The sequence below is a fragment of the Acidisoma sp. S159 genome, from assembly GCF_009766125.1.
In the GTDB taxonomy this organism is placed as follows: domain Bacteria; phylum Pseudomonadota; class Alphaproteobacteria; order Acetobacterales; family Acetobacteraceae; genus Acidisoma.
In genome coordinates this window covers 72,203-83,257 of sequence record NZ_LMUG01000068.1, presented here as the reverse complement: position 1 = coordinate 83,257, position 11,055 = coordinate 72,203, and the positions used below count along the sequence as shown (strand labels likewise).

At 58.3% G+C, this 11,055-nt stretch carries 14 protein-coding genes and 1 tRNA gene; 8 read left to right on the top strand and 7 right to left on the bottom strand.

The window, feature by feature from the left end:
* Positions 1-346 (top strand): KUP/HAK/KT family potassium transporter (locus GSQ92_RS25580; protein WP_408832787.1); only part of this gene is annotated, 346 nt, incomplete at its 5' end.
* 153 nt (positions 347-499) lie between these two features.
* Here the strand turns inward: GSQ92_RS25580 and GSQ92_RS25575 are convergent.
* The 4 genes from GSQ92_RS25575 to GSQ92_RS25560 form a co-directional block, all read right to left on the bottom strand.
* The gene (locus GSQ92_RS25575; RefSeq protein ID WP_159014364.1) at positions 500-748 is read right to left on the bottom strand and encodes a hypothetical protein; all 249 of its coding nucleotides are present in this window, start codon (positions 746-748) and stop codon (positions 500-502) included.
* A gap of 11 nt (positions 749-759) precedes the next feature.
* Positions 760-1,026, bottom strand: coding sequence for a hypothetical protein (locus tag GSQ92_RS25570; RefSeq protein ID WP_158803237.1), 267 nt, complete (start codon positions 1,024-1,026; stop codon positions 760-762).
* 17 nt (positions 1,027-1,043) lie between these two features.
* Positions 1,044-1,346, bottom strand: a complete 303-nt coding sequence (locus GSQ92_RS25565) for a hypothetical protein (protein WP_159014362.1) — start codon at positions 1,344-1,346, stop codon at positions 1,044-1,046.
* Positions 1,347-1,667: 321 nt separating this feature from the next.
* Positions 1,668-2,465: an ABC transporter substrate-binding protein gene (locus GSQ92_RS25560; protein WP_159014360.1), complete on the bottom strand. Its 798-nt coding sequence runs from the start codon at positions 2,463-2,465 to the stop codon at positions 1,668-1,670.
* A gap of 237 nt (positions 2,466-2,702) precedes the next feature.
* Here GSQ92_RS25560 and GSQ92_RS31910 point away from each other — a divergent pair, with 237 nt between their 5' ends.
* Together GSQ92_RS31910 and GSQ92_RS25550 are read left to right on the top strand one after the other, a co-directional pair.
* Positions 2,703-2,915, top strand: a complete 213-nt coding sequence (locus GSQ92_RS31910) for a KTSC domain-containing protein (RefSeq protein WP_158803240.1) — start codon at positions 2,703-2,705, stop codon at positions 2,913-2,915.
* A 1,351-nt stretch (positions 2,916-4,266) separates the two neighbouring features.
* Positions 4,267-4,458 carry a hypothetical protein gene (locus GSQ92_RS25550; RefSeq protein WP_158803241.1) on the top strand — a complete coding sequence of 64 codons (192 nt, stop codon included), beginning with the start codon at positions 4,267-4,269 and terminating at the stop codon, positions 4,456-4,458.
* Between the two features lie 287 nt (positions 4,459-4,745).
* On the opposite strand, the gene GSQ92_RS25545 is transcribed toward GSQ92_RS25550, so the two are convergent.
* A tRNA-Gly gene (locus GSQ92_RS25545) sits at positions 4,746-4,817 on the bottom strand.
* A gap of 371 nt (positions 4,818-5,188) precedes the next feature.
* On the opposite strand from GSQ92_RS25545, the gene GSQ92_RS25540 reads away from it, so the two are divergent.
* Positions 5,189-6,130 (top strand): glycosyltransferase, encoded by a 942-nt coding sequence (locus GSQ92_RS25540; protein ID WP_159014358.1) that lies wholly within the window; start codon positions 5,189-5,191, stop codon positions 6,128-6,130.
* 64 nt (positions 6,131-6,194) lie between these two features.
* Here the strand turns inward: GSQ92_RS25540 and GSQ92_RS25535 are convergent, their stop codons facing one another.
* On the bottom strand, positions 6,195-6,410 hold the full coding sequence (locus tag GSQ92_RS25535) for a hypothetical protein (protein WP_158803243.1): 216 nt from the start codon (positions 6,408-6,410) through the stop codon (positions 6,195-6,197).
* A gap of 557 nt (positions 6,411-6,967) precedes the next feature.
* Between GSQ92_RS25535 and GSQ92_RS25530 the strand changes: the two genes are divergently transcribed.
* The 4 genes from GSQ92_RS25530 (at position 6,968) to GSQ92_RS25515 (ending at position 9,550) form a co-directional block, all read left to right on the top strand.
* Positions 6,968-7,306, top strand: a complete 339-nt coding sequence (locus tag GSQ92_RS25530; protein ID WP_159014356.1) for a hypothetical protein — start codon at positions 6,968-6,970, stop codon at positions 7,304-7,306.
* 229 nt (positions 7,307-7,535) lie between these two features.
* Positions 7,536-7,913 carry a GFA family protein gene (locus GSQ92_RS31905; RefSeq protein WP_216856948.1) on the top strand — a complete coding sequence of 126 codons (378 nt, stop codon included), beginning with the start codon at positions 7,536-7,538 and terminating at the stop codon, positions 7,911-7,913.
* Between the two features lie 274 nt (positions 7,914-8,187).
* The gene (locus tag GSQ92_RS25520; protein ID WP_159014354.1) at positions 8,188-8,964 is read left to right on the top strand and encodes a DUF4239 domain-containing protein; all 777 of its coding nucleotides are present in this window, start codon (positions 8,188-8,190) and stop codon (positions 8,962-8,964) included.
* Positions 8,965-9,394: 430 nt separating this feature from the next.
* On the top strand, positions 9,395-9,550 hold the full coding sequence (locus tag GSQ92_RS25515; protein WP_159014352.1) for a hypothetical protein: 156 nt from the start codon (positions 9,395-9,397) through the stop codon (positions 9,548-9,550).
* A gap of 241 nt (positions 9,551-9,791) precedes the next feature.
* Here the strand turns inward: GSQ92_RS25515 and GSQ92_RS25510 are convergent, their stop codons facing one another.
* Positions 9,792-9,962, bottom strand: a complete 171-nt coding sequence (locus GSQ92_RS25510; protein ID WP_158803246.1) for a hypothetical protein — start codon at positions 9,960-9,962, stop codon at positions 9,792-9,794.
* Positions 9,963-11,055 lie beyond the last annotated feature (1,093 nt).

Below are 11,055 nucleotides of genomic sequence, written 5' to 3'. Positions count from 1 at the left end.
TCTAGCCTTTGACGAGATCCCGCGCGTGCCGGAGGAGAAGCGAGCCGAGGTCGAGCAGATAGCCGACGGTCTATGGCGCGTGACCGTTCGATTTGGCTTCGTCGAGGTGCCGAGCCTGACGGTCGCCCTCGCCCTTGCACGGAAGCAAGGCTGCCCGCTGAACCTCGATTCCGCCATCTTCTTTGCGGCTCGCGACGAGATAGTGCGCAGCAAGGATCGACCTCGTCTAGCCGGATGGCGGCGCATGATCTTCGCTTTCATGTATCGGAATGCCGTGCGGGTGCCGGATAGGTTCGACCTGCCCGCCGACAGATTTCTGGAAGTCGGCCGGCAAGTCGCCCTGTAGCGGCCGCTGCAGAGAAGCCTACCGGTCATTCCCCTTCGCGTGACCTGGCGAAGCGGGTCGACCTGGTACTCGTTATAGCCACGCGGTGAACGTCACGAGAGAGCTCGCAGATCTGGCACCCCTAGTGATCGAGGCAGACGGTCAGCCGTGAAACTAGCCGTCCAGCGCTCTCCGCATCATCTCAATCCACTGCGCCGTTTCACTCTCAACCCGGCCTGGATCGACGAGCCGGGAAGGGACCACCTTGCCGTCTCCCATGGCGTCTAGGCACCCGTGTATCGCGGCCTTCTGTGCTGCCCCAAGCGTGGGCAGGCGCGCCATGATCGGCAGCTCCTGGCAGGAGGTCTTCACGCGCAGGCTCGCGACCGTCGTTCGTAGTTCGATCTCGAGCTCCGGTGTCATCGCGCCCTCAGCTAAGCTCTGCCAGGCGTGAGGTTCCTGACCGCCGTGGAGACCCGCGTCCACTCGGCCCGAGCGGCGGCTCTGAACCGATCAACTGCGGCATTGGCAACCTCCTCGTCTTCCCCGCCCTCGGCCATCTCCTGCAACAGCGCGTCAGCAGCACCGAGAAGCAAAGCCTCAAACGTGCTCAGGTCGGCCTCCGCGAACCCACGACCCAATTGCTCGCCCAGTTCCGTGATCGTCAGGTCTTCGTCAACATGCTCGAAGTCGGAGGTCATAGACCAGGGTCCTTCGCTCAGGTTGCTGACGGCGATTGCGCGGGCTGCTCAGTGACGAGCGACAAGATCGCCGGCGCGTGCGGTTTGGCAGCGTTGAGAGCTGCAGCCAGGGCGTCATGGGCCTCCACGAGAGCAGGAAGCCGAGTAATCAACATGTCATCCAACGCCGCATAAGCGTGGCTCTCAGCCGAAGCCGTTGAAACGCACGCTTGCATCTGCAGAATGTCTTCGAGGGTCTCTCTGACGACTGAGCGGACGGTCGCCACCATAGCCCGTGCCGCGAGCTCGACGCTCACGAGGTCCGCCTGCTTGCCGCTCATGCGCTATCCTTCCTCAATTCGCACTGTCCGTCTTCTTAGATGAAGAAATGCCGGCGCCGCCTGCAACCGGCAGAGCGCGTATCTCGATCCAAGTTAAACCAACAGCTGTCGGACGGACCGCGCAAGCCCTGGATCCTGCGCAGTGTGTGAACGAAATGGCCTTGCGGAAGTAAGACCTCGAATTCGGTGCTTTCGCTGACGAGATTGCGGCCGCCTGTTTAGGCGAAAACCGAAATATCAGTATCTTGGCCTTCGCCATCTTGATAGGGCGATGGCAGGGTGACAGCCGTTGCAGGGGTAACTCATTCGGCCAAACGATGGCTAGCTCACCCTCCAATGTTTCGCAATCGTCGCATAGCCGCCGTCTCGCTGCATCTTGGCTAAAACGCCGTCTACAGCGTTGACAAGTGGGGAATTGGCACGGTTGAAGCCAATCCCGAGAGGTTGCGGGTCGTCCGGGATCTGCCCGAGAATACGCAGACCTGGCGTTTTTCGAACAAACCAAGAAGCGGCCGGCGAAACCTTCATCACCGCCGCTATGCGACCTGCACGGAGGTCCGCGATCGCTTCCGTCAGTTGCGAGAATTGATAGACCCGGACGTTGCCAATTTTGCCAGCTCGGCGCATCGCCACCGCTGTAGTATCATCAGTTGTGGCCGCTTGCACGCCGATGGTTCGGCCCTTCAGATCAGCAAAACCCGTCATCCCCGGCGACCGGGCGGCGTCGACTATAAGGCTGAGCGTTGTCGTCATGAACGGAGCGGACCAAGCGAGCAGCCGTCGACGGCCCGGGGTGATCGTGATGCCGCCGACGATGCAGTCGAAGCGGCGCTCCGCCATTTCCTCCATGATGACTTCCCACCGCGTGTCGACGAATTGTGGCTGCAGCTCGAGCCGAGACGCGACCTCGCTCATGAGATCCACCTCGAAGCCTACCTTCTCGCCCTCGGACACATACTCGAAGGGCGGATTTGTGAAATAAGTGCCTATGCGTAGGACACCTGGTGTCAGCGTGCGCAGCGTCGGCTCCGCGAGCGCCACGGAACCCAGCGGCAGCAGCGCGGCGGCCACGGCGGCACAATACGTCTGGCGCAAAAGGTGACGGCGCGGCGAGTACATTTGGTCGATTGCCAAAAAACACTGAGGGATTACAATAGTGGAATATGAGGTTGAGTCACATGCTTGCATCTGCAGGACGTTTTACAGAGTTTTTCTGTCGACCATCTGGACGCTCGCCACCACGGCCCGCGCAGCGAATCAACGCTCGCAAGGCCCTCCTGCTCACCACTCCAGTCACATGTAATCCTCCCTCATCGCGGTAGATTGTGTTGCGTGCACTTCGGGGCACGCCATCTGATGGCTATGCCCGCATTCCAGGACTCAGCGATTTCACAGGCCGAATACGATAACGAAACGCACCAACTTCAAGTGTGGTTCCGAGATAGCGCTGCGAATTACACGTATGAGAGCGTGCCGATTAGTATCTTCGAGAACCTGCTGAGCGCCGTATCGAAGAGCCGCTATTTCGAGCTGAACATCAGAGGCCGCTATTCCTATATGAGAGGATAGCCGCCGCACACTTTTCTATGCTTCCTTTTGACTTGTTTGCTCTCTCTGGTTGTAGTAGCACAGCTGAATGCTAAGATTAGTTGCAGCTACTTGATGGTGCGGAAGGCGGCACTTTCCGGCAAGGGAACGCTGATCGGCGTCCGTCTGCACCTTCCGCACCTGAGTAAGCTCGACTCATGGATCGCTTGGCAAAAAGAACCCCTAACGCGGCCGGAAGCAATTAGGCGGCTACTCGAGCTGAGCCTGGAACAGGCCGCGAAGAACCCTGAGCACAATAATGAATCTTAGCGTCGTATTTCCAGAGGATTGAGAATTAGATGAGAGGGTGCGTTCTCTACGGTCACCGAGGAAATGAAGTTGTCCGCGTCACAAACGATGAGGTCTTCAGCAAGGCTGGCAATCAGAAGTCTCGGCACATTCTGAGATGGAGCCGACTATGATTTGTGCGGCAGCTTCACTCGCCGTCTAGCACGGCCCGGACCGGTGCCTGCAGCGTGGCACCCGACATGGCGAGCTCGGCTAGCCGCTGACTGAGCCGACCCAAGCGGAAGCCACGTGGCGGAAAGTGTCACTTAAGAGTAGACGAGTTGCGCTTGCTCCGCGGCTGCCACTGTGGCCCTGTTCGCGTCCCGAAAAGGACGACGCCTTGTGAGCGCCGCCAAGTTTTAGGGAGGAACGACGGCGCGACGAAGTCAGCGCCGTCAGTCGTTATAGTGGAACGAGTTACGGTGCTGCGCAATCGCTTTCCGGCGATATGCCGGCTCTATCAGTTATGCTGTGAACATGAGGAGGGCGCCACTGACGAGCGCTTGGCGTTTCGAGGCTTCAGCCGGGTCCCGCAGGACCTACGTCCATACATTGAAGTCGGCGTTGCAGAGTGGGTTTGCCCAGCGGCCTTCCTAGCCGAAGGCGTCGGTTAGGTTTCGGCCGCCGCTTGCGCTCCCTGCGAAAAAGTACGGCCTGTGGATCGCGGTATATGGTGCCGCTACAATAAAGACCGGCGGGATTCACACTGACCTGGCTGCTCTCCGGCTTAGAACTCTGCCAGCAGTTTCCAATCACCGCTTTCTGCGCCTCAAAACGAGCCCGTTGCCGCCGCCCTCCTGGCAGTGCTGACCCGGTGACACCCTACGAAGTTGCCCAACGTCTTATCTAACCGTCTCCCAACCCTCTACCTTCGCTGATGATTTGTCACTGGCGGCCCCGCCGGCGCTACTTGGCAACCGACCACAAGAGAAATTTGCCAAGTAACGAAGAGTTTCAAAACCCGAGCAAGCTGATTGCGTCCGCCGCCCGGCATTGAAGTTGCTTACGTGCTGTCCAAGTTCCGGAGGTCGTAAGGACAAATGCGATGGATGAAACAGCTGCCCTCGCCATCGACAACATTATCGGCTCTGCCGCGACTAAGGACGGCAAGGTGATTCTGATCAAGCTTGACGCGGGCGGTCTCACAATTGAACTAGCGTTTCCCCATGCCAAAGCTCTAGAACTCGCGGTCATCCTGACGCGAGAAGCGGATAGGGCTGCCCTTCGCCACGGTTGAAGATTCCGATTACCTCTCACAATTAGGCGCCGCATGACATCGGGCGGCAATCGAGTCCGAAGTTTGGCTCGACCCGCACCCTGCCTGGTCCGCTCTCATCATCTCGGGCTCTCACCGACCGCAACCAACTGGGATAGGAAGGTCTCTTTTCCTAAGAGTGGGTAAACTCTTCCGAACAGCAAATGCTTACGCTTGCTCCTCGGTTTCCTACACTTCGCTTTTCGGATGTAGAAACGCAACAAAGCGTAACTGCGCATCGCAAGTTAGCCTTCTCGACGCCCCGCCTAAGCGGGCGGCCGGAATCGAACCGACACCTTCGGTCAGGGCGACCGACGCAAGACCACTGTCGCTACACCCACATCGATCATCGATACGTAAGTTTTCAGCAACAGAATTCAAAGGCGATTGCCTCGATCATCAGCACTCTTCCGCCGAAGCTCCTCGAGAGCAGCCTATCCAAGGCGAAAATCCAGGGACGGAGGCGGCGACGCGGCCCGCCACAGGCTGGTGTCTTGGCGCAGTCGTGGTGCTTCCAATGCGAGTTAAGGCGCTGGCGAGCTATTCCGGCAGCAGACTGAGAGTTCAGCATTTCGAGGTATACGCGCGCAATAAAAGATGAGGCTTGGCTCCGGACGCGGGCTTGCGGAATGCCTCCGGCCTTCTCACCCTATTGGTAGCTCGAGGTTGAACATGTTGCCTCGCTTCTCTCCATAACAAAGGCGATAGCTTGATGACATCAGCCTTTGTCTATGTGACTGACAAAAACGGTTACGAACTACTCCAGCATTCCGCGATGTCTCTCGTTCTTTCTCAACCCACAGCCTGTAGTATTCACGTCTATTGTTACAAATTTATGCCAGATCCTTCGGACAAATTCGGCGCAACGCTCACTGCGTTCGGAGCCAACGTGACTTTCAGACAAATAAACAATCCTGAAATCGAGGCTCATTCGACTTTCGGCCATGTGACGACGCCCACCCTCCTCAAGCTCTCAGCCGTCACAGAGCTGATCGAACACTATGATCGCGTCATTTATCTTGACAACGACGTTCTGGTTTTCGGCGACCTCAAAATCGGAAGCATTGTCTTTGGCAATTCGCCTGTCGCTGCGGTGGCCGACATGGATTTGAGCGAAACTGGGGCGCTTCGAAATACCAAATGGTCGGATGCCGCGGCGGAGAGCTTTGACGTCGGCGACTACTTCAACGCGGGCTTCATGATCTTTGCATCGGAAAACTGGAGAGGCGCAAGTTTTCCTGCGAATTATTCCAAGGCTCTTAGTCAACACGACATAGCCTGTCTCTACAAGGTCGATTGCACATCAATCGATCAGTGTGCCCTCAATTATACCTTCAGAAAAGCATGGCTCAAGTTGCCAGTGACTTATAACATGCAGGCTGGTGCGAAGTTCACCGGCGCCTGGAAGGACGCGGCAGTCAGACACTACTGTGGCCGTCGCAAATTCCTGCCGATAACGGCCTTTCGCAACGATAGAAGGGATGTTCGCTATCTGAGCAACATCCGGCGCAACCTGGGCCGGCCGGCGGCGCCGTGGGCCCTTTGGTATGAAATCCCTTTTCGCCTCAACGTGTTGCGAAAATATCGCAGCGCCGCGTCAATGCGGCGCTTCCTGGATGCACTTCAAAGTTCGAGTGCCATCTCATCTCGATAACGCAAAGTAAGTTGGGCCACGCGCCTCGTGGCGGCGCCATATCCAGGGGCCGCTCCCGAGCACGCTACTTGGGATTAAAAGGCAATGACGCGAGAACGGCCATTGTCACGCCGGCTTGCTCAGCCCCAGGAACGGCGGCAATGTGATGCCGCATTTCCTCAGGTATCCGACGTTCGGGCCGCGTCCAGTTGTAGACCGCCCGCCAGTGCAATTTGAGCGCTGTGGAGAGGGTGTGATATCCGCCGAGAGCATTCACCACATCGACGCTGTTTCGTATCATCCAGATCCTCGTCCGTCCGCAGATGACGAATGGAACCGGTGACCGCTGTTTGTAACGGCATCCGTGCATCAGTTGCTACAAATCGTAACACCGGCAGCTGACTTGTTGGTCGTGCCCGAGAGGCCCATGTTCCTCAAGAACGGACGCGGATGCCATCATGTCCCGTTATACTTTTCTATAGTCACGGGGTCGGGCCGGGGATGATTGACAAAATGGCGATAGAACATGGCGGGGGCCCCCGACCGTCCCTCAGAACATGGAGAGGCCGGCCGCCGCCTTGCATGGTCGGGCCTGCACTGCTCGAAGCGCAGCGTATCGGAGGCGAGTGTGCTGTCAGAGGACGGCGCGAACACCAGAAGGCGACGAAGTAGGCGATGATCTTCCGCCTCGAACTTCTGGTAACGGCCTGGAGATCTACGCGTCAGGGGACGACCTGGCTTCTACCGCCGTTTGGACCCTGCCCGACACTCCCACTAACCTCCTGTCAAGCCATCCACGGGAGCTCTTACTGTGGGGCGGACCCAAATATGCTCCCTTTGAACTGAATCGAGCGGCCGATGCCATACATAAGAGGGCAATACCATTTTCCCTCTACGCCATCTCCTGGACAGATTGACGCCCGCGGCGCGGCCTTCATTCGTCTTCAAGTCTCTTTGTGGAACGTCCTTGCCTTTCATCACGATCGAGAACGCGAGAGGGAAGCTCACTGGCAGCAGCGGGCGAAAGATTGTGCCGCCGAGCTTCGCCGGCTGCTCGATCCTTATGAAGCATCTGCTGCGATTGGGGAGGCTGGGCGACAAGCCAAGGCTCGGTTTACGAGTGAGCTGGCCTCCGGCAAAGAGTGGCGAAAGGGACGTGGTGTCGAACTAAAATTTGAAGCGCAGGAAGGCAAGTAGGTTTCTCGCTGGCGCCGGAAGATCTGCTCGCTCGTCTAGCGAAGGCCTGTATGAGAGAACGGTGGCCGCGATCCGGTTGGCGCTCGAGGAAGCCGGCATCGAGTCATCGCGTAGAATGGGCGGCGGTGCAGGAGTGAGACTGCAGGAGGCGACCCATGACGAGCAAGCATGTCGAGAGCGGTTCATGCTTCTGCGATGAGATTGTCGCTGAGCTGCGTGGTCAGCCCTTCTGGGTAATGACGACGACTGCCGCCGCGCGATCGGCAGCCCTTTCACCATTTGGGTCGGAGTTAGGCCTGGGCAGTTCCACATTACGCGGGGACAACCGAAAACCTTCTCAAAGGCGGACGGTGTTGTTCGGACATTTTGCGCGACTTGCGGAACCTCGATCGGCTACTGTGACCGGGCACTTCCTGACGAGATTTGTGTAACGATCGGCTTCTTCGATCACCCTGAGATATTTCATCCAGAGGCTCATGCTTATTGGGGACTGCGGCTCCCTTGGGTCGAGTTCGCTGACACCTTGCCTCACGTGGACGGCTATTCGCGGGTTCGCGACGCCGCGATAGGCAATCCACGCGAACGACAGAAGGCGACTCGAGCGTGAGCCACTTGTCGGTATTCGCCCACCACTACCACTCTTGCCAAGGCGGCGGGATGACGGACTGGATAGCGCTCATAGCGCTCAGCCGTCATCCACGGTCTGACGTACGGTCCGATCTTCAAGGTGCTTCATCAGTTTACACTCGTGCAGGCTGCCATCCTCGCCGTCATTGGTTTGGCGGTGATGTTATGGTTTGGGCTCGATCCGCGGGTATGGTCGCGTCGAACTCAAGACGGCGTGCAGTGATTTCGCCTCCAGCCCATGCTAAAGGCGAAACATGTCGCTGACGATCGCTCTCGCCATCATACTCGGTTGCACGCTTCTCTCTGGCATGGCCGGCGCGCTTGTTCACCGCCGCGTCCGTGTGGATATCAGACGGAGACATCAGGAAGTAGGAACGACCATTTTCCTACAGCTAGGGGTGATCTTTGCTGTTCTGCTGGCCTTTGTATTCAGTGAGGTGTGGAGCGACTACAACGCTGCCGCAAGCTCTATCGAGCTGGAATGCAGTGCGCTTGAAGACGCGGGCGTGCTAGCTTCGGCGCTGCCGCCAGCTCAGGCCTATGCAGTTTTGAAGGCGGAACAGGTCTACGTCGACGGGGTCATCTATGAGGAATGGCCGCTGATGTTCTCGTCCCGGAGTGAGGACGTCAGCGTCGATGACATGCTGCACTCAGCCATCGTTACGACGGCGCGGCTGCACCCTGCGGATGCCGCTGACCTCGGCCTTCGGCAAGAAATTCTCAGCTATCTAGAACAGGCACACACGCAGAGGACGATTAGAACCTTTCAGCTCGGCAGCGGCGTGCCAATATTTCTCTGGGCACTTCTGATCTCGTTCGGCGTTGTCCTCGCCGTGTTTGTCAGCATGGCAGGGGTCGAGAGCGGTCGGGCACTCGTGAGCTTCTCAGCGACTTTTGCGGCGGCGGTTGCGGCTATTCTGGTCCTAATCCATTTGCTCGATTTTCCGTTCGAGGGTGCGCTTTCGCTTCCGCCAGGCCATTTCCTCCATACGCTGCATGAGATTACAGAGCTTGCTCAGTCCGTTCGATAGATGTCGGTGGATTTCTACGCATGATGCGCAGGACGTCGCGGGGCTGCAGGGCGGGTCGCGGCCATCAAGGCCTGGATATCACTGGTCGTGACCAGGATCACCCAGCTTCTAGTGCACAAGCGAACACAAGCTGCTTTGTGGCTCGCGAAGGGTGTGTTCGCGATACACAAGGGCTTGAACAAGCAGGAGACCGCCTCGCCTGATCCGCGCAAGTCGGCGGGTCGTTGACCGCATGCAGCGAGCGACCGGAATTGCGCGCACGAGGCTGGACCGAGGCGAACTCTCGGCTGGCGCCTACGCTGTGATCCTCGAGCGCGCGAGGAAGGCCCGAGACTCGGCTGATGACGCTCCAGGAACGGCGTAGAACGACGTCAGCGTCGGAACGCGAGGGCGTTTCTGCGCTATGGTGGCCGCTCCAAAGGAGCCCATCATGGACAAGAAGTCGAAGCCGTCACTCATCAGGCCGGGACAGAGATGGCGCGGCTCCAATCCAAAAATGGGACGCAATGAAGCGTCGACCGTGTTGCGTACACTCATTCTTAAAGTGGAGATGAAGTTCGAGTTCACGGGGTTGGAAATCAAGTGACAGTAAAAACACTGAATTCGCGAGCGTGGGAGTTTCTGTCAAATGCTCCGGAATGATTGCGTTCGGGGGGCGCAACAACGGGCGATCGATAGCGCGTCACTGTAACACGCCATCCGATGAGGCTACCGCCGCAATTACCGTCCCGAACGACAGTGCGTGAATTTCACAGTTGTTGGGCTGACAACAGATGTGACCCCCTCAGTGTGTCGGCAGTCCCGCGCCCTGCCTGGCGCTCACATCGTCAGCGAATCTTGGGCTTGTTCGCGTCGATCCATAGGCGCGCCTCATCAAGGGCCCTCTCGACATCACGGTGCAGCATGCTCCGCCACCCGGTGCCGGCGATCTCGACAAGCCACGCGCCATCCTCCTGATGGATCTCAAGCTTGTAGCCACGATAGACTTCTGCGCGCATTGCCTGCGGCCTCCAGTCTTTGCGCTATCCTACCGCCCTCCGCCTTGTCGCGCACTCAGGTCTCGATCCCCGAACCTGCGCGGGGCGCTGACTTCACGTGATAGATCGGTCTCGGCCCTGAGAGGCTTGATTTCCTCGCCCAGGGGTCAGGCCGGGCAAAGCGCCACCACCTTCGTCCGGCTGCCATATCGTCCTCCGCGCCATGCGGATTGACGGCAGCATTCTGGTTACCATTTGTAGCAACTGAGTGTTCAGCGGCCGACGCACGGTCGAGCTACGGCTTTCTTCTTCCAGAGGAGGTTTAGAGTCGGATGCTACCAGTGGATGAGGATAAATGCTGGCTGCAGACCGAGGACGCCGCCAACTATGTGGGGCGCGCGGGTCGATCCGCTTCGGCGCTACATTAGTACCGCCCAAGCCGCGCCATCAGGTCGGAGGATACGAACGGGCCGCGGGGGCCACCATGTTCCGTCGACCATGTTTGCTTTACCATGTCGTTGCGCTGGGATTGACCGCAGCGCCGATCGTCGCGCTAATCACTGGCGTCGAGGGTTGGCTCGTCCTTCGCTGTCTGGATGTCGGGCTTGATCTCTGGTGGATTCGTTTACCGTCAGTAGCGTCCTGAGGTGCGTCTACAACTCAGACCCCACCAATAATGCTGAGGGTATTCTCAGATCGGCGCACCCGTTGGGGATTACCAAGATCTGGGAGTTGAGATTTCGCCAATCCTGCTCAATCGGGTCAGCGTTCCACGGCGTGGGGCGGATCGAGGCTACCCGGTCACGTATCACTGAGACGGTCTCAGCCGAACAATAGGCCGAGGTTAACGTCATGTTGGCCGGTGTTTGAACTGACTTCGGCGGGGACGATCCAAGCGATCTACGCTCGCCACTAAGAATCTTATGAATCTTATTACAGATCCGGAGTCAGCGATCTCGGTGGCCACTGAATCCTAAAATGCTCTGTGCGAAGATGCGATCTCCTATCGGCTTCGAGCTCGCCACCCGGAGCTACGGCTGAGGAACCGTTGATCTGCTCGAAACCCAAGCCCACTCTAGCTTTGCGCTCTGTCGGCAACTGCCCACACCACGAA